Source organism: Eikenella sp. NML120348 (assembly GCF_001648435.1).
GTDB lineage: Bacteria > Pseudomonadota > Gammaproteobacteria > Burkholderiales > Neisseriaceae > Eikenella > Eikenella exigua.
The window spans coordinates 203,975-220,961 of the sequence record NZ_LXSP01000004.1; the positions used below are offsets into that span (position 1 = coordinate 203,975).

Consider the following 16,987-nt stretch of genomic DNA (forward strand, 5'->3'; position numbering starts at 1 on the left):
GAAACTCACTCAATATCGATAATCGGAATGCCCAACTGCGCCATCACGTCATAAATCCGCGCCACGCCTGGCGTGTGAAAGGCGGCTTCTGCAGGGCGCACGGCATACACGGCGGTGCGCGGGAAGGCGTACACATTCAGCGCAGCGGTGCTGACGAGGTGGTACACCTCGAAGCGGGTATCAGGCTCGCGGCGCAGGCTTTCCAATAGATAGTCTTCAAAAATCAGCGGGCTGGCAATGTATTCGGCGCCCGATACGCGGTAGGTTTCGCGCGGGTGCGGGAAATATTCGCCAATCTCAAAACGGCGCAGCAGGCTTTCGGCCAGCGCGGCGTTATCTGCCGTATTGGGCAGCAACGGCTGGCCGAGCAGGATGCGGCGGGTGCGGACGGGAGTAGGGTTTGCGGCAGCCGCGTCGGCCGTATTTTTTTCAGGTAGCCTTTCGTTTAAGCCACACTCATTCACTGCCCCATTGCCGCTTCTCAGCACCTCTCTGCCTTCGCTTTGGCGAAGCCCACCTTCCCCGCTTTCAGGTAGCCCTTGCCCGGCTGCCGCCCACAAATCCAGCGGCACGGTGGGCGCGGCAATATTGGGCTGGCCGGGATAGAGCGTGTGGTGCCGACGCGAGAGGCGGCGCAGGTCTTCGGTTTGCAGGCGGATGCCGCGCAGGCGGTTCATCAGCTGCCGCTGGCGGTTGCTGCTGTTGCGGTAGAGCACGCTGCCGGGAATCAGGTTGCCCGTGCCGTCGTCGAAGGTTTCCAGCGCATCAAAGCGGATGCGGTTCAGCACATATTGCACGTTCGGATTATCGATGCTGGCGGCAAAGGCGGTGGCGTATTCTTTATCCAGCCCGCGCAGCAGGCGGGGCAAGCCCAGCTCGCGCCGCCATTTGCTTTGCGGAATCAGGGCATATTCGGCATGGCGGCTGCCCGCAGAGGCTACTTGAAAATAATGCCGAAACTTAGCATTGTCCGCATCTTCGTAGCACAGCATCAGCAAATCGAACGGCTCTGCGCGCTGCGCCATCAGCCGCTGCGCCATCAAGGCCTGCAGGGGCGTGAGGCAGATGATTAAATTCGCCAAATCAGCCATACGGTTTCACCTGCCGGAACAATATCGGGAAAATCAGCGCGTTGCCGGCAATCATCGCCAGCGGCACCCATTGGATACCTACCCGCGCGGTGAGCAACAACACCAGCAGATAGCCGCCCGCCGAGAGCAGCGAAGTGAGCGCGATGCGCTGGTTTTGCGCGTGGTAAAACAAATAATTCACCTGCAAATAATAGGGCACAGTCAAACCGAAACCAAGCAAAAACAGGCAAATATAGTAATGCACCCCCGCATACTGCGCCCCGAGCAGCCACAGAAACAGCCGCTCCGGCATCAGCCAGGCCACCACTGCCGGCAGCGGTGCGGTCAAGAGCGAGAGCAGTGCCCAGCGGCGCACCGTGGCCGCTGTGATTTTGCCGCTGCGCAAGGCCTGGTAGTAATACGGCACGGTGGCTTTGTTCAGCGCCATCAGCAACACGCCCAGCACGCTGGCGGTTTGATAGCCCGCCGAATACACGCCCAGCGTGGCGGCGGAATAGCCCTGATAAATCACCACGCGGTCGAACTGCCCTTTCACATAATTGCCCGCATGATGAATCACCAAAGGCAGGCCGAGCGCGAAAATATAGCGTAAAGCCTGCCACACCCGCTGCCGGTTAAACCCCAGCCGCTGTCCGGCACTGCGCCGATAAAGCAGATAAGCCGCCAGCGACACCAGCGCATTGCCGGCAAACAGAGCCAAGAAGCGCCGTTCTACCGGATAATCCGCGCTCATTTCCAGCAGCCACACCGTGAGCACGGTGGTGAACAGGCTGCTGCCGAACTGAATGGCCGTATAGGCCAAGGCCTGTTTGCGGCATTGGCGCAGGCTCAATTGCGTGGCCAACACCGTTTGCGCCGCCGCCGCACACACCACCGAGGCCAACGCCAATGAATGCAGCTGCCACGCCGCCAACAAGCCGATAAGCGCGGCAAAAGCGGTATACAGCGCGCCGGCATACACCACGCTGTGCAGATTGCGCTGGCCGTATATATAGTAATACCGCGTCACCGCGCCATCCTGGCTCATGCCAAAACCGATAAGCAGCAGCGAAAATGCCGCCTGATAATACGACAGCTCGCCAAACCCCGCCGTACCCAGCTTGCGCGTGAGATAGGGCAGCAGCAGGAAAGGCATGGCCTTAGCCAGCATTTCGCCGACGAGGTAGATGAGGCTGTCTTTTAGAATCTTCATATAGGAACTTTTCAGGTAGCCTTCGCTATTCACTCCCTATTCACCTTTGCGCCTCATGCCGGCGCGGGCACTTTCTTTTCTTTGCTTCGCCAAAGCAAAGAAAGCAAAAGAAAGGCGACTGCGGGCACAACCTCAACCGTTTTCTCCTAATATTTTGCGTTTGATTTCACAAAAAGCGGATTCCCAGCTTCGTTGGTACTCAAGTTTTCAGGTAGCCTCTAACACTGCCGTAAGGCTACCTGAAACTTTTTCTACTCTTCCACGCAATCCCAATCGGTGGCCGTATTGGCCGCCACATCGCGGCGCAGGCGTTTGCCGATGAGCGCGTCGTAATGCTTGGGCGCCAGCCCGTAGCCGGGGCGCACGCTGCGGATGCAGTCGGCGCCGATGGTGTCGCCCGCTTTCATATCCTTCACAAAATACAGCGAACGGCGGAACTGGATATTGCCCTGCTCGCTCGATTTCAAACCGTAATCGGCCTGCCCCAGCGCCTGCCAGGCAGTATGGCTGCTGCGGCACAATTCAGCCAAATCCTGCGGTTCTAAAGAAAAACTGTCGTCCGGGCCGCCGCCGTTTCTGTCTAGCGTGAAGTGCTTTTCGATCACGCACGCACCGAGCGCCACAGCGGCGATGGCGGTGGTGTTGTCCAGCGTGTGATCGGACAAACCCACCGGCACGCCGAAGCGCTGCGCCATATCAGGCAGCGTGCGCAGGTTGTAATCCGCCGCCGGTGCGGGGTAGCCGCTCACGCAGTGCAGCAACACCAATTCCTTGCAGCCGCCTTCACGCGCGGCGGCCACGGCTTCGGCGATTTCTTCGGCATCGGCCATGCCGGTGGACACAATCATCGGCTTGCCGGTTTGCGCCACATAACGGATCAGCGGCAAATCTACCGCTTCAAACGAGGCGATTTTGTAAGCCGGGGCATCGAGGCTTTCCAGCAAATCCACCGCCGTAAAGTCAAACGGCGAGCTGAAAATGGTGATACCCTGCTCGCGGGCAAAATCAAACAGCGGCTTGTGCCATTCCCAAGGCAGATGCGCTTTTTGATACAGCTCGTGCAGCGTTTGCCCGTCCCACAGGCCGCCTTTGATTTGAAACTCGGGCGCGTTGCTGCGTAGCGTGATGGTGTCGGCGGTGTAGGTTTGGATTTTGACGGCATCGGCACCGGCAGCCTTGGCCTGTTCTATGATGTTGAAGGCGGTTTGCAGGCTACCGTTATGGTTGGCCGACATCTCGGCAATGATGTAGGGCGGGTGGACAGCGCCGATGGGGCGGCCGTTGATTTGGAATGTGGGTTTCATGGGTGGTTTCGGTTTCAGGTAGCCTGTTATGGGGAGGCTGCCGTTTTAGCGTTTAATACAAAAAATCTTCGGCACGAAGCACAAATGATAAGGCCTGCTGCGCCTCCTGCCCGGCTGCCTTATCTGCCGGGCGGAAACCGAGCCGGCGGTGCAGAGCCAGGCTGGCGGCATTGTGCGGCAACACTTGGCCGTGTACCTCGCGCATATTCAGGCGGTAGAAAGCGTATTGTAACGCCAGCTGCCCCAATGTGCCGCCATGGCCTTGGCCGCGCGGGCAATCGGGGGCGAGGTAGAAGCCCCATTCGCAGCGGCCGCCGCCCAGGTGTTTGAAGCTGGCATAGCCCTGCGCCGTACCGCCGGTTTCATACAACAGTATGGTGAACTCAGGATTGGCCAGCTGGCGGGCAAACCATGCCTGATGCCCATCCCAAGCGATTTCTCCGCTATCTAACATAAAGCGGCGAACCTCGGGATGATTGCGCCACTCAAACAGGCGGCGGCAGTCGGCAGGCGCGGCAGGACGCAGCACGGCAGGCGCGAAATCGGCCAAATTATTGGCGGCCCGCAGCACGCCGCGCCCATCGCACAGCGCGGCGGCACGGCAGCTTTGCTCTGCCCGCAGGGCAGGCGTTTCGGCCAGTAGGCGGGCCAAGCTGGCAGGCAAATCTGCCATATTGGCCACACTCGCCACTCCGGCCTGCTGCAAGGTTTCTGCGATGCCGCGTTGGTTTTCTGCCAACACCAGCATCATGGTGGGCAATCCCAGGCAGCAGCGTTCCCACGAAGTGCTGCCCGCCGCACCGATGGCCAAATCGGCTTCGGCCATCAGCTCGGCCATATTGTTGGCACCCACCAGCACGCGGCAAGGATACGGCGCGCTATCGGCAAAAACCTGCACGGCAGCGGTGTGCGGCGCGGTTTTGCCCATCACCACGGTGACGCGGCAGGCGGCAGGCAGGCTACCTGAAAGCGCCTGCAGCACCGCCAACGTATGGTTGTCCTTATCCACGCCGCCCAAATTCACCAAAATATGCTTCAGGTAGCCTGTTTCGGCTTGGGCAGTGCGGCGTTGCAAACTTGCCTCGCGCCAGGCTGCAAATTCTTCGCGCAGCAGGGCGTAGCGCGTGCCGGTAAGCAGGCGGCAGGCGGGCGGCACTAAGCCGGCGTAATCGGCCGGGGTGTGGCCGAGGTTTTGATCCAGCAGCAAATCGGCGGCGTGGGGGCGGTCGGCCAAGTCGTCGATCGCCATCAGGCGGCTGCCTGCAGCAGCCTTGGCGGCCAGCTCCCACTCGGCGGATAAAGCGTAGTGGTCGCAGATAATCCAATCCGGCGCAAAAGCGCGGATAGGCGGCACGCAATCGGCGGCATCCTGCGCCTGCGATACGGGCAGCCAATGCGCGTGGGCGGGCTGGGAGTGCGTTGCTGCGTTCTGTTCGGGCGCATCACGATTTTCAGGTAGCCTTCCGGCCAGCGGCGGCACGGGCAGCAAAATCAGGCCGAAGCCCGCGCGCTCAATCGTTTCGCCCAAATGGCCGGGCAGCGCGCAGCAGATAAAGCGCACTTCGTGACCGCGCCGCGAGAGCTCGTGCGCCAGCGTGAGGCAGCGCATGATGTGGCCGCTGCCGATTTGCAGGGAGGCGTCTGCGCGGATGAGGAATTTCATGTTCTACAACTTTCAGGCTACCTGAAAATATCTAGCCGTTTTCTTTTATCAATTCAAACGGCAAGCCCGACCTTTCCGCTAGCTGCCGCGCGAAGATTTTGGCACGACTCTGATCGTGGCTACTTTTGAGCAAGATTTTCCCACCGTTTCGCAACAACAGCCACACTTTCCCTTCTCCAGAAAATCCTCCAGAAAAACAAATGTTTTGAATTTCACTATAAGCAAACTCATACTGCGTCCGCCACGACAGTTTGCGCCATACAAAAACATTCAACACCAGCTGCTTACTATCAAGCAGTGCACAAATTTTATAAGCGCTTTTGATGCGCCTCCAAACAAAAATTGGGAAACCAAGCAGCAAACCGCTGGCTACAATTAGATACAACCAAGCGCGAACGCCCTCCGCCTCGCCATCACTCAGCCAACGCAGCAAGGTGGTCCACATCACGATAATCCATGCATAAGCAAGCAGATAAATCCAAATCTGATTTCTGCCAAACGTATATTGCACCACCCGTTTTTCTCTACTAAACATCATCGTCTCTTTAATTCAGGCTACCTGAAAACTAGTACAGCAAACTGCTATGCGGCAACATCACTCCCCCCGCTCCCGCAACACGCGCCACATCACTTCCGCCCGCGCCCAATCTTCGGGCGTATCGATATCCTGCACGCGGTAGCGCGGCAACTTCACGGCGGCGGCGCGGCTGTTGAAAATCGGCTTTTCCGCCAGCCAGGCTTCGGCGCTGCCCCAATAAAACTGCCCCGCGTCGTGCCAAGCGTGCTCCAAATCCTGCGAGCGCACGGCAAAATTTTCCGGCTGAAACATCGACACGCCGCCCTGCCCGTCCAGCCGCAGGGCACGCTGGATAGGAAAGGGGAAATCGGTTACCGAAAAAGCATAATCGCCGCCGCTTCGGCGCAGCGTATCCAGCCCGCGTTGCAGGTCGGCAGGGCGCACGAAAGGGGCGGTGGCATACAGGCAGCAAACTTCGGGCAAGGCCGGCTTGAGGCTAGCTGAACAATCCGGCTGCCCGCTTTTGCCATGCAGCAACCCGCTGCGCTCACTTTCAGGTAGCCTCTCCGCCAGCAGCGTGGCAACGGCATGACGCATCACGGCGCCGGTGGTGGCGAAATCATCCGCCAGCTCGGGCGGGCGCACAAACGGGGTTTCCGCGCCGTATTGCCGCGCCACGGCGGCGATTTCTTCATCATCGGTCGACACCGCCACACGCGCAAAGCAGCCGCTCTCCAGCGCCGCTTCGACGGAATAGGCAATCATCGGCTTGCCGTTGAATGGCTTGATGTTTTTGCGCGGAATGCGTTTGCTGCCGCCGCGGGCTGGAATGATGCAAAGGGTCATGGAGTAGCGGTTTCTGCCAGCCTTTGGGAAGGCGTGGCGAATACGGTTTATTAAGGCGGGGATTATAGCTGATTTGGGCAGTCGTCCGCAGCGGTTTCAATGTGCGCAGGCAGGGATTGCGGTGGGCACAACAAGGGTTTGGGCGGGGCTTGGCATGGCAAATATAAAATCCGCCAGTTTATCAAAAAGACTACCTGAAACTTTTCAGGTAGCCTCAAATTTGTGTGCAGCGCTTCAAATATGCCGATACACCTCGTCAAACGGCAGGCGGTAGCGTTCGCCCCAAATGCCGTGGCCTTCCTTGCGGATACCGCAGGAAACAACCATGTTGATTTCCGCGCCGTGCGGCAGGTTCAGAATGCGTTTCACGCGGCGGCTGTCCAGCCCTTCCATCGGGCAGGTGTCGTAGCCCGCTTCGGCCATGGCAAGCATGAAAGTTTGCGCCGCCAAGCCGCAGCTTTTGTGCACCACGATACGCATATCGGCCTCAGACACATCGCGCATCATCGGGCGGAACAGGCCGATGCCCCAGGCCAGCATTTTGCGGAACGCGCCGAGCAGGCCGAAGCAGCAGGCATAAACAAAGGGCATGAGCTTATTGCGGTAGCCTTCTTCCGCCTGAATGCGTTTGGCCTGTTTTTCCGGCGGGCTGTTGCGTTGGATGTTGCTGCGCTCAAAATCGAGCACGGCTTGGGCGCGGCTACGGTGCAGGTCTTGGCGGGTAACGAACACCACCATCTGCGGCGCGGTGGCGGCGGCTTTTTGGCCGAGGCAGGCTGCAGCGAGCTGCTTCAGCACGGCGGCATCGGTGATGTGGTAGAACTCGTAAAGCTGCATATTGGAGCTACTGGGGGCCAGCTGGGCAAGGCGCAGGCATTGGCGCACGGTGTCGGCATCAATAGGGGCGTCGCCGTAGTGACGCACGGAGCGGCGGCGTTCGAGGGCTTGTTGCAGGGTCATGATTACTCCTTCAGGTAGCCTGAAAATATTATTTTAAACAATGCATAAAATGATTGCATTAATCCTTGGCAAGCGCAGGCGGTGGCCTTGCACCATTCGGCGCCTTACTCTGCCGCCGGGCCGCTTTGAAACACCAGCCGCAAATCTTCTCGGCAGCTGCCGGAGAGCGTCCACACGGCGGTATTCGGCATAGGCAGAGCGGTTTGAAAAGCACGGAAGGCAGCCATGTCGGCAGGAGAGGCTACCTGAAAGCCTAAAAGTTTCCAGGCCAATAAGGCAATCCAAATCCCGTGGCCGAACAATAAGCTGCCATCGGGCAACTGGTGCCATTGCTGCAAAAACGCTTCCAGCCGTGTATCGAAATCGGCAAAGCTGTCTGCGCCCTGCCCCACTCGCTCGTTCACATCGCCGCGCTGCCAATAGGCTTGGGCAATAGGCCGGCGCTCGCTAGGGCTGAGCTTGGCGATCAAATCGAATGGCAGATAGGAAAATTCGTTTAAACAGGGCAACTCAGCGGGCTCGATGCCGTAGTGCCGGCAATAGGGCGCGGCGGTTTCGCGGGTGCGGCACATTTGGGATACGAACACCGGGCGGCTTGAAGTTATGCTGTGTAGAAGTGCACTACGTTCGTTTTCAGGTAGCCTTTATACTTTAATAAAGGCTACCTGAACATGAACAGTCTTGTCTGCGTCAAGACCTCTTCATCAGCAAGCAGAGGGAAGCTTGCTCACACACATATCTTACGGCTGTTGCTATCTGCCAAACGGTGCAGCAAACCGATCCAGCAAACGCTGCTTTTCCCGATTCACGGCTTCCTCATCCAAATGACCACATTTTTCAGGCGAAAAATCGGGATTGGACCGGCGGAATGCATCTTGATACGTCTGGTAAAACATTTGTGGAAAAGCTTTGTCGTCAGGCGCTACGCGATTCATATGAATCACCATGTTTTGCTGAATGGGGTTGCCCTCGGCAAAAAATGGGTCGTTTCCCTGCGACAGGCCGCACAGCACCAATGCCTGATGTGCCTGCCCGAGCATGGCTGCAACCATAAGCGCATAACCACGTTCTTGCTCAGGCGACAGAGGCTCGGCCCGGGCAGCAAATACCGTGCAGGCCAGTAATATCCATAATGCTTTATTTGTCATGATTGTTCTCTCAGGCAGCAGAAATTTTAGCTTTGCAGAAACTCATCTTCCTGCGGAAACCTCGTTTTCAGGCTGCCTCCCCTCGCTGCCAAAGGCTACCTGAAAGCCCGTTCCAACACTTCTGCCACTTTATCCTGTTCGGCTTCAGTCAGATCAAAATACAGCGGAATGCTGATTGTGCCGGCGTAGTAGGCTTCGGCAGCAGGGAAGTCGCCCGGTTTGAAGCCGAAGTATTGGCGGTAGTAGGGCTGGGTGTGGACGGGAATATAGTGCACGTTGGCGCCGATGCCATTTTGCCGCAGAAAGTCGAACACTTGGCGGCGGGTTTTGCCGCTGTCGGCGCGGACTTGTACGGGGTAGAGATGCAAGGCGGAGCGGCTTTCTGGATGTCGGTACGGCAAGACGAGCGGCAGATGGGCAAGCAGGCGGTCGTATCGCGCGGCGAGCTCGTGGCGGCGGGCGACAAATTCGTCGATGCGGGTCATCTGGCTCACGCCGAGGGCGGCTTGCAGCTCGGTCATGCGGTAGTTGTAGCCGAGGTCGATTTGCTGGTAATACCAAGCGCCATCCGGCTCTTGGGTCATTTCTTCAGGATTGCGGGTGATGCCGTGGCTGCGCAGCAGGGCGAGTTTAGCGGCAAGCTCTGGGCTGTTGGTGAGGGCTGCGCCGCCTTCGGCGGTGGTGATGATTTTGACGGGGTGAAAACTGAATACGGTGACGTCGCTATATTGGCAGTTGCCAACTTTGCCGCCCTGATAACTGCCACCAACGGCATGGGAGGCATCTTCGATGATTTTGAAGCCGTATTCTTTGGATAATGCGTGGATTTTCCGCATATCACAGGGTTCACCCGAAAAGTGAACCGGCACAACGATTTTGGGCAGGCTACCTGAAACTTTGGCCGCTTTCAGCTTGGCTTCCAGCGCAGCGGGGGACATATTCAGCGTGTGCGGATCAATATCTACAAAATCCACATCAGCACCGCAATAGCGGGCGCAGTTAGCAGAGGCGGTGAAGGTGATGGGAGATGTCCACAGGCTGTCGCCTTTGCCCAGGCCAAGGGCGAGGCAGGCGAGGTGCAGGGCGGAGGTGGCGCTGTTTACAGCAACGGCGTGCTGCGCACCGCAGTAATTCTTCAGGCTGTCTTCAAAGGCAGGCACTTGCGGGCCTTGGGTGAGAAAGTCGGATTGGAGCACACGCACGACGGTGGCTATGTCGGCTTCAGAGATGGTTTGGCGGCCATAGGGGATCATGAGGGGGTCCTTTAGTTGGATAGATGGATTTGTTGTGGAAATGGCTTTTCTGATGCGTAGCTGCTGGGATTTTATTTTCAGGTAGCCTTTACAGATGCAGGCTACCTGAAATTAGGTTTTAATTACTGCCCATATTCTCGTTTATCATCGGCTGCTCCTGCTCTATTTGCTGAGGTTGCTGCTGCATAGGAACAGGGGAAACTCGTGGCTGAGTAACTGTTGTAGGAGCACCTTGTTTTACACCACTTCGTCCTAACAATTGATCAATGACAGGTTCCATTTTGGTTTGTGTAGAAGCAAATTTTGTCAATGCCAGACCGCCACCGCCACGCAAATGATATTCTGCTTGCGTAATTTGTCTTCCTTCTTTCCAAAGATATAATTCGGCATGAGATGAGATAGGTAAGTAGTTACGTCCCAAGAACGCAAAGCAGTATAAGTCATAGAATAAACACAACCTTATGCTGATTTATCTTCTACAACTTGCGACTGAATATTATGATATGCCAACCGATTTTGCAGTACGCTAACAAAATCTCTAACCTGCACACGCGGGTTATTCTCAATACAGATTTCCCTAATATCCTCAGCCGCACTAACAGGTTGAACCGTAATTGATGTACATGCAAAAAGGACGGTTACTCCTAGCAATGCTGCCAAAAGTCTCTTTTGATTTGAATACATAATTTTCTCCTTTAATGTCTCCATCATAAAATTCAGGCTACCTGAAAATTGTTCAACTAGTTTTAACTTCATTGAAGCTTCCCTTTCAGGTAGCCTTCTCTATCAAATCGCGCCGATTTTCTCTTTGTTAGCCTCAATCCACGCCTGCAATTCCTCGCGCGTCATCCATTCCGTGTTGTTGTTGCTGGCATACACGAAGCCTTCGGGCACTTTCACGCCGTTTTTGATGCGCTCGGGCGTTTCATCCCAGCCGTTGATGGCGGGCAGGATTTTGAAGTGTTCGGGATATTCGTAAGTGTGGAACGAGTCTTCCGCGCCAATCATCTGCTCGTGCAGTTTTTCGCCGGGGCGGATGCCGACGGTTTCCTGCGCGCATTCGGGTGCAACGGCGGCAGCCAAGTCGCAAATGTTCATGGACGGGATTTTTTTCACATAAATTTCGCCGCCCACCATGTCGTCAAACGCGTGCCACACCAGCTCCACACCCTGTTCCAGCGAAATCATAAATCGGGTCATGCGCGGGTCGGTAATCGGCAGCGTGCCGCGTGCGCGTTGGGTGAGGAAAAACGGTATCACCGAGCCGCGCGAGCCCATCACGTTGCCGTAGCGCACCACGGCGAAGCGGCAGCCGTGTTCGCCGGAATAGGCGTTGCCGGCCACGAAGAGTTTGTCGCTGGCGAGCTTGGTCGCGCCGTATAAATTGACGGGGCTGCTGGCTTTGTCGGTGGACAGGGCGACGACGCGCTTCACGCCTTTGTCGATGCAGGCGTCAATCAGGTTCATTGCGCCGTTGATGTTGGTTTTCACGCACTCAAACGGGTTGTATTCGGCGGTGGGGACGATTTTGGTGGCGGCGGCATGGACGACGTAATCCACGCCGTCGAGCGCGCGGTACAGGCGGTCTTTGTCGCGCACGTCGCCGATGAAGAAGCGCACGCGTTTGTCGCCCTGAAATTTTTTCGCCATTTCCCACTGCTTCATTTCGTCGCGGGAGAATATGATGATTTTTTTGGGATTGTATTTGGCCAGGGTCATGGGCACGAAGGTGTTGCCGAACGAGCCGGTACCGCCGGTGACGAGGATGGTGGAATTAGAAAGCATGGATAACCTGTTGTTTTAGCTTAATAGGATAGCTGATTCCACCGCAAAATCATCTTAATGGAAACAGCGTAATATGAAGTGGCAAATTATAGCACCGGCATTCGGTGGCTTCTATCGTGCCGCAGGCTACCTGAAAAGTGGCAGCACAGCCTCGCCAAGCTCAACTCACATCTGTGCCAAAGAGAAATAACAGCATGGATTTATCTCTCCTCACTCCTCTTTGGAATAGCCATACATTACAATAATGCCTTTCCCCTACTCCACCCTACCGCCTATGTCTGCCGCTCAAGATCTTACCCTGCTCCTCGTGCGTGACGCCGCCGAGCCGGAAATGTGGATAGACATTTGGGCACGCAGTTATCCGCTGGTGCAACAAGTATCTTGCGCTGCCGATGAAGGCATTGCCCAATGGCAAAGTAAAATCAATACAGCATGGCGGCTTATTCCCGGCCAAGCCATGATTGTGGCACATGGCGCAGGCGTACCGGCCGTGATGGCTTGGTAGTTTCAGAACAGCATGCGCGGCCAGCAACGCATCCGTGGTATGATCTTGGTTTCTCCCCTGCAATCTGCCTGCATGGATGATGAATGGCATACCCTACAACGTACCCGTACCAACTGCAAAGCCGCTTTAGTAATCGGGCAAGATGAAAACCCGCTGTGCCCAACCAACTGGGCAAGCGATACTGCCACCATCTGGCAAGCCAGGCTGTTACGCGCACCGCAACCTGGCCACCTCAACCGCCGCTTGGGCGGATGGCAATGGGGCATGCGGCTGATGCAGGAAATGTTGTGGGATGACTAATATCCTTGGCGCTACGGGCAATACGGTTTTCAGGTAGCCTCTACACTCCTTGTCACGTTTTCCATGCGCCAAACCAGATCAACACAGGGTAAATCTAATCCATTGAGATAAATTGACTTTACCCGAACTCACACCCAGCAAAACAATGCCAAGCAGCAGCGGCCAAATCCATATATACAACCTTCCTCCCTAGCTTGCCTTACTGCAACAATGTATAGGGATTACGCCATAAATTCCGTTTCCGCTCAGGATAAACATTGACAGTAAACCGCTTAATCTTTAAAATTAAAGTTTTCTTATATTAATTTGGATTTTTCTGCTATGAAAACCTTCTCAGCCAAACCGCACGAGGTGAAGCGCGAATGGTATGTCATTGATGCCCAAGATAAAGTTCTGGGTCGTGTGGCTACCGAAGTCGCCCGTCGCTTGCGTGGCAAACACAAGCCCGAATACACCCCGCACGTAGATACTGGCGACTACATCATTGTAGTTAATGCCGACAAGCTGCGTGTTACCGGTGATAAAAATGAAGGCAAAATCTACTACCGCCACTCTGGCTTCCCTGGCGGTATCTACCAGCGCACTTTCCGGGAAATGCAAGACAAATTCCCCGGCCGCGCTCTAGAACAAGCTGTTAAAGGCATGTTGCCTAAAGGCCCCTTGGGCTACGCCATGATCCGCAAGCTGAAAGTGTACGCTGGCAGCGAACATCAGCATGCCGCCCAACAACCCAAAGTATTGGAAATTTAAGGACACCATTTTATGAACGGTAAATACTACTACGGCACTGGCCGTCGCAAAAGTTCTGTAGCCCGTGTGTTCCTGCAAAAAGGTTCTGGTCAGATTGTGGTAAACGGTCGCCCCGTTGACGAATTTTTCGCCCGTGAAACCAGCCGCATGGTGGTGCGCCAGCCTTTGGTTCTGACCGAAAATGCTGAAGCATTCGATATTATGGTAAACGTGTGTGGTGGCGGTGAAACCGGCCAATCCGGCGCTATCCGTCACGGCATCACCCGTGCTCTGATCGACTATGATGCAGGTTTGAAATCTGCTCTGTCTCAAGCTGGCTTCGTTACTCGCGATGCCCGTGAAGTGGAGCGTAAAAAATTCGGTCTGCGCAAAGCACGGCGCGCCAAACAGTTCTCCAAACGTTAATTCGTTTTATATTGCAGAAGAGCCGGTTTCCCCGGCTCTTTATTTATATGCAAGTATCTAATGCTACCTGAAAATTCTCGGTAGCCTTAGATACTTGAAAAACGTTGTTTGTGACACATGCCTACTTTCTTTGTTTGCTGCCGGCTCACTTATCGCTTACCTATTTGTATGCCTATACTCACCACCGTGTTATAACTAAACTTGGTACGATCAACTTAGTTGTCGGTTCATTATAAGGGGCATTTTTCGAAAGTATTTCTAGAATATCCCAAATATACCCCCAAAAATTCTGTCGTTTCAATGACACCCGGATAATCCGCGATAGATACTGAACAAACTCCAAACATGACTGAAAGCCTTGCTGGTCTTGGATTTGGGAGATTGCCGTAAAGGCGTTAGACAAAAAAATAACCGCTAAAATGCCAGAGGCTCTATCGAAATGGATAGATAACTTATTGAAATATAAAGACACAAATTTTCAAAAATCCGAAAATACCGTAAAAAATACCGTAGATTTGCAATGTCTAGGCTTTTTTTGGACTTTTAGACATTTTTAGACATGGGTTTTCAGGTAGCTTGATTTTCAGCAGCTATCCTGCCCATTCTACCAAATACGCTGCCTAACCAGTAACACAACACAACTGCCTACATTAAGGCTATCAGCCAACGCCCATTCTAGCCAAACCGCTGCACTCTGCCCGGCATTGCATTCCATCAGTCTGCTACACAGCCGCCTATCGAAGGCGATTAGGTCGGCGTTCAGCTCGATAGCCGGCAGGTTGCCGCTGCGGTAGCCGTACACCGTCAGCTTCGCGATTAGGTAGTCCGTTCCCCGTTTGGTTTTCAGCATTTTCGGCTTTAATTGCAGCCTACCGCTAACGATACCGTCTATCATATTGTTTTTCCTGAATTTATAAAACACACCCTGATTTTATTTTTTCTATATATACAAAACATGGTGGGGAAAGTGGGGAAAGTGGGGAAACCAAACATAATCAATATATTACAAAGGCGCTTAGGTGGGGAAGGGGTGGGGAAGGGGTGGGGACACCAGCCGGTAGAAAGGGCAGGCTACCTGAAACGCTTCCCCACCTTCCCAACCGTGTCCCCACCCCTTCCCCACTTTTTATTAAGCGGCACATTTCAATATATCATATTGATTTATATGTTGATTAACTAACATATATTAAACCTGCCCCCACCTTCCCCACTTATTCTTCTCGCGCGTGTGATAGCTGGTGTTAAAAATGCACACACCCCACGCTTGCCTCGCCAGCTCATATCCGCCCGACGCGCACCGTCAAATTTGCTCTGCCGCCTCATCCGGCGGCACGTCCCCGACAAAGCAATACATCCGCTTCACACAAAGCAGGTTTAGTTCCACCGCCTTACGCGGCAGCTTGATACGGTTATGCTTGCCGTCTTTGCGCATCCAGCCATCCGCCGTTAAAACTTGGCATACCTTGCGCGGGTCAAAGCCCTTGCAGATATATTCTTCAAACACCTTATCCGTGAGGAAATAACGCGGTTTGCCCGTACTGCCGTCTTCATAGTTTGCCGGCACAACGAAGCCCCAAAACTCCGCATAATCGGGTTGGTAACTGCCGCCAATACCCACATCCACCAAATTGACAAAATACTTGCTGCTCTGCCCGTAAGCCTGTAGGAAATCGCGCGCTCTCTTGCGGATTATCCTGTCTTCACGGTTGCCGCCGCCGTCCCGCTCATACCAAGCACCGAAACAGGATAAAACACCAGCAAAGCCCGCCCCCCTTTCAAGCCCGGTTATGCCCCACTCCGTTGCCAATTCCAAGGCTGCCGCCGCCAACACGAAACGCCGCGCAGCACGGGCAGGCTGGCTGGCCAAATCCGGCGGTAATTGCGCTTCAAACTCGCCCTGCAAGGCTTTCAGCCGCCCCTTAAGCGCTTCCGGTTCGGTGTGCAACCGTTGCACCAGCTCCGCTACATAAGCGCGAAATACCGTTCCATACAGGCTTTTGGCCGCTTCCTCCAAATGTACCGCCAAGCTCTTGCCGGCAGCGAAGCCGTGCAATTCGTCAAATGCGCCGTAGCCCTTGCCCGCATCCGCCGGGATAGACGGCAGCCTTACTGCCTGCCCCGCGTTCAGCTCGAAGCCGGCAGCGCGCAAATAATTTTCTAAATCGTATTCGCCGGTGGAAATGGCCGCCACCGTCCAACTCAAGCGGCCTCTATTGCCGCCCTTGGCCGCCCCTTGCAGCTTGGATTGCCCATTGAATACCGAATAAGCTACCTCTTTGGCGGTTTTCGGGTCGGCCTCGCTGATTTCATCGAGAAACAACAGGCCGTCATTATTGGAGGCGGCTTCATTGTCAAAACCTAGCGAAGTGCCTTTCCATTGCACTTTCAGGCGGGAAGGGTCGCCAAGTGCGGACACCGCAATCAGCCCCGATATGCTCTTGCCGATAGACGAACTACCGAAAAAATGGAAACCGCCGCTTTCCTGCTTAACCAGCCGCAACAGGGGTGCGGCAAAAACCATGCCCAAAGCCAGCAATGGGCGGCTGTTGCCGGCCAAATAACGCCCGATTTCCGCCTGCCATTGCGCCACGCTGCCGGCAGACTGAAACGCTTCCTGCTTGCTGGTGTCGCCGATATAGATAACTTTGCCTTCCGGGCTGCCCAACACCTCGCCGCTGGGCAATACATAGGCGCTGAAATGCTTATCACACCAGCCGCCGCGCCTCACTACCTGCCACACCTCGGCGTTGCCTTCCCATTGGATATAGTCGGCCAGCAGCCCCATCAACATACTGCCTTGCTTCACGCCGATACCCAAACCGCGCAGGAAACCCCACCCGTCCGGCCGCCCCACTATATCCATAGGCAGCGCGCGCCGCTCCGTACGGCCGTTGCGTTTGAACTCGATTACTCTGTATTCGTTGCCCTCGAAATCCTGCCCGCGCCCGACAATCTCGAACGGGTCTGCCAGCTTTTGCGGTTTCTTGAAGTGTTCCACGCCGTCCTTATCCGTACTCACGCCGTGATACCACACCCCCGCCGACAAGGTGGCATTGTGCCAAATCACTTCGTAATAGGGCGCTATCGGCTGCGGCTCGCTGTCCCGAATGGCGGCCAATGCCTCCAAATCGCTGCGTTCGCCCTTAACCAGCTTCAAGCGGCCGTTACCCTTGCCGCCGCCCTGATTGCCCTTGGCTGCGCCTTGGCGGCCGTTTGCCGCGTTGTTTTCGCCTGTTTCGTTTCTGTCGTCTCTGTTGTCGCTCATTTT

General features: G+C 55.4%; 17 protein-coding genes and 1 pseudogene. 3 read left to right on the forward strand and 15 right to left on the reverse strand.

Annotated elements, in window-relative coordinates; genetic code table 11:
* Positions 1-5 precede the first annotated feature (5 nt).
* From A7P99_RS10270 to pseB, 13 genes are all read right to left on the reverse strand, one after another.
* The gene (locus A7P99_RS10270; protein ID WP_067447912.1) at positions 6-1,091 is read right to left on the reverse strand and encodes a glycosyltransferase family 52; all 1,086 of its coding nucleotides are present in this window, start codon (positions 1,089-1,091) and stop codon (positions 6-8) included.
* On the reverse strand, positions 1,084-2,283 hold the full coding sequence (locus tag A7P99_RS08070) for an oligosaccharide flippase family protein (RefSeq protein WP_067528674.1): 1,200 nt from the start codon (positions 2,281-2,283) through the stop codon (positions 1,084-1,086). The genes A7P99_RS10270 and A7P99_RS08070 overlap by 8 nt, the downstream gene beginning before the upstream one ends.
* A 251-nt stretch (positions 2,284-2,534) precedes the next feature.
* Entirely contained in the window at positions 2,535-3,587 is a 1,053-nt protein-coding gene (gene pseI / locus A7P99_RS08075; RefSeq protein WP_067447908.1) for a pseudaminic acid synthase, read from the reverse strand.
* A gap of 52 nt (positions 3,588-3,639) precedes the next feature.
* A complete protein-coding gene (gene pseG, locus A7P99_RS08080; protein ID WP_067687174.1) occupies positions 3,640-5,250 on the reverse strand; it encodes a UDP-2,4-diacetamido-2,4,6-trideoxy-beta-L-altropyranose hydrolase in 1,611 nt (536 codons plus the stop codon).
* A gap of 31 nt (positions 5,251-5,281) precedes the next feature.
* Positions 5,282-5,785 carry a hypothetical protein gene (locus A7P99_RS08085; RefSeq protein ID WP_067447904.1) on the reverse strand — a complete coding sequence of 168 codons (504 nt, stop codon included), beginning with the start codon at positions 5,783-5,785 and terminating at the stop codon, positions 5,282-5,284.
* 60 nt (positions 5,786-5,845) lie between these two features.
* On the reverse strand, positions 5,846-6,613 hold the full coding sequence (locus A7P99_RS08090) for a pseudaminic acid cytidylyltransferase (RefSeq protein ID WP_067447902.1): 768 nt from the start codon (positions 6,611-6,613) through the stop codon (positions 5,846-5,848).
* Positions 6,614-6,847: 234 nt separating this feature from the next.
* Positions 6,848-7,573: a nitroreductase family protein gene (locus A7P99_RS08095; RefSeq protein ID WP_067528683.1), complete on the reverse strand. Its 726-nt coding sequence runs from the start codon at positions 7,571-7,573 to the stop codon at positions 6,848-6,850.
* A 104-nt stretch (positions 7,574-7,677) separates the two neighbouring features.
* Positions 7,678-8,160: a histidine phosphatase family protein gene (locus A7P99_RS08100; protein ID WP_231863744.1), complete on the reverse strand. Its 483-nt coding sequence runs from the start codon at positions 8,158-8,160 to the stop codon at positions 7,678-7,680.
* 165 nt (positions 8,161-8,325) lie between these two features.
* Positions 8,326-8,721 (reverse strand): hypothetical protein, encoded by a 396-nt coding sequence (locus tag A7P99_RS08105; RefSeq protein WP_067447897.1) that lies wholly within the window; start codon positions 8,719-8,721, stop codon positions 8,326-8,328.
* A gap of 95 nt (positions 8,722-8,816) precedes the next feature.
* The gene (gene pseC / locus A7P99_RS08110) at positions 8,817-9,974 is read right to left on the reverse strand and encodes a UDP-4-amino-4,6-dideoxy-N-acetyl-beta-L-altrosamine transaminase (RefSeq protein ID WP_067687177.1); all 1,158 of its coding nucleotides are present in this window, start codon (positions 9,972-9,974) and stop codon (positions 8,817-8,819) included.
* Between the two features lie 118 nt (positions 9,975-10,092).
* Positions 10,093-10,395 carry a hypothetical protein gene (locus A7P99_RS10135; RefSeq protein WP_156499724.1) on the reverse strand — a complete coding sequence of 101 codons (303 nt, stop codon included), beginning with the start codon at positions 10,393-10,395 and terminating at the stop codon, positions 10,093-10,095.
* A 38-nt stretch (positions 10,396-10,433) separates the two neighbouring features.
* A complete protein-coding gene (locus tag A7P99_RS08115) occupies positions 10,434-10,730 on the reverse strand; it encodes a hypothetical protein (protein ID WP_067447893.1) in 297 nt (98 codons plus the stop codon).
* Between the two features lie 30 nt (positions 10,731-10,760).
* Positions 10,761-11,759, reverse strand: a complete 999-nt coding sequence (pseB, locus tag A7P99_RS08120; protein ID WP_067441155.1) for a UDP-N-acetylglucosamine 4,6-dehydratase (inverting) — start codon at positions 11,757-11,759, stop codon at positions 10,761-10,763.
* A 274-nt stretch (positions 11,760-12,033) separates the two neighbouring features.
* Here pseB and A7P99_RS08125 point away from each other — a divergent pair.
* From A7P99_RS08125 to rpsI, 3 genes and pseudogenes are all read left to right on the forward strand, one after another.
* A pseudogene (locus A7P99_RS08125) lies at positions 12,034-12,564 on the forward strand (alpha/beta hydrolase).
* Positions 12,565-12,885: 321 nt separating this feature from the next.
* On the forward strand, positions 12,886-13,314 hold the full coding sequence (gene rplM / locus A7P99_RS08130) for a 50S ribosomal protein L13 (RefSeq protein ID WP_023887079.1): 429 nt from the start codon (positions 12,886-12,888) through the stop codon (positions 13,312-13,314).
* A gap of 12 nt (positions 13,315-13,326) precedes the next feature.
* Positions 13,327-13,719: a 30S ribosomal protein S9 gene (rpsI, locus tag A7P99_RS08135; protein ID WP_003822527.1), complete on the forward strand. Its 393-nt coding sequence runs from the start codon at positions 13,327-13,329 to the stop codon at positions 13,717-13,719.
* Positions 13,720-14,323: 604 nt separating this feature from the next.
* On the opposite strand, the gene A7P99_RS08140 is transcribed toward rpsI, so the two are convergent.
* Both A7P99_RS08140 and A7P99_RS08145 read right to left on the reverse strand, forming a co-directional pair.
* Positions 14,324-14,569 (reverse strand): hypothetical protein, encoded by a 246-nt coding sequence (locus tag A7P99_RS08140; RefSeq protein WP_156499727.1) that lies wholly within the window; start codon positions 14,567-14,569, stop codon positions 14,324-14,326.
* Positions 14,570-15,019: 450 nt separating this feature from the next.
* The gene (locus tag A7P99_RS08145) at positions 15,020-16,984 is read right to left on the reverse strand and encodes a DUF927 domain-containing protein (RefSeq protein WP_067687180.1); all 1,965 of its coding nucleotides are present in this window, start codon (positions 16,982-16,984) and stop codon (positions 15,020-15,022) included.
* Between the last annotated feature and the right edge of the window lie 3 nt (positions 16,985-16,987).

Bases quoted from the DNA above. Each gene is read 5' to 3' on its own strand.
- A7P99_RS08090 (WP_067447902.1), bottom strand. From the start codon at position 6,613: ATGACCCTTTGCATCATTCCAGCCCGCGGCGGCAGCAAACGCATTCCG.
- rplM (WP_023887079.1), top strand. From the start codon at position 12,886: ATGAAAACCTTCTCAGCCAAACCGCACGAGGTGAAGCGCGAATGGTAT.
- A7P99_RS08105 (WP_067447897.1), bottom strand. From the start codon at position 8,721: ATGACAAATAAAGCATTATGGATATTACTGGCCTGCACGGTATTTGCT.
- pseI (WP_067447908.1), bottom strand. From the start codon at position 3,587: ATGAAACCCACATTCCAAATCAACGGCCGCCCCATCGGCGCTGTCCAC.
- A7P99_RS08115 (WP_067447893.1), bottom strand. From the start codon at position 10,730: ATGAAGTTAAAACTAGTTGAACAATTTTCAGGTAGCCTGAATTTTATG.
- A7P99_RS08070 (WP_067528674.1), bottom strand. From the start codon at position 2,283: ATGAAGATTCTAAAAGACAGCCTCATCTACCTCGTCGGCGAAATGCTG.
- A7P99_RS08140 (WP_156499727.1), bottom strand. From the start codon at position 14,569: ATGCTGAAAACCAAACGGGGAACGGACTACCTAATCGCGAAGCTGACG.
- rpsI (WP_003822527.1), top strand. From the start codon at position 13,327: ATGAACGGTAAATACTACTACGGCACTGGCCGTCGCAAAAGTTCTGTA.
- A7P99_RS08085 (WP_067447904.1), bottom strand. From the start codon at position 5,785: ATGTTTAGTAGAGAAAAACGGGTGGTGCAATATACGTTTGGCAGAAAT.
- pseC (WP_067687177.1), bottom strand. From the start codon at position 9,974: ATGATCCCCTATGGCCGCCAAACCATCTCTGAAGCCGACATAGCCACC.
- pseG (WP_067687174.1), bottom strand. From the start codon at position 5,250: ATGAAATTCCTCATCCGCGCAGACGCCTCCCTGCAAATCGGCAGCGGC.
- A7P99_RS10270 (WP_067447912.1), bottom strand. From the start codon at position 1,091: ATGGCTGATTTGGCGAATTTAATCATCTGCCTCACGCCCCTGCAGGCC.
- A7P99_RS08145 (WP_067687180.1), bottom strand. From the start codon at position 16,984: ATGAGCGACAACAGAGACGACAGAAACGAAACAGGCGAAAACAACGCG.
- A7P99_RS08095 (WP_067528683.1), bottom strand. From the start codon at position 7,573: ATGACCCTGCAACAAGCCCTCGAACGCCGCCGCTCCGTGCGTCACTAC.
- pseB (WP_067441155.1), bottom strand. From the start codon at position 11,759: ATGCTTTCTAATTCCACCATCCTCGTCACCGGCGGTACCGGCTCGTTC.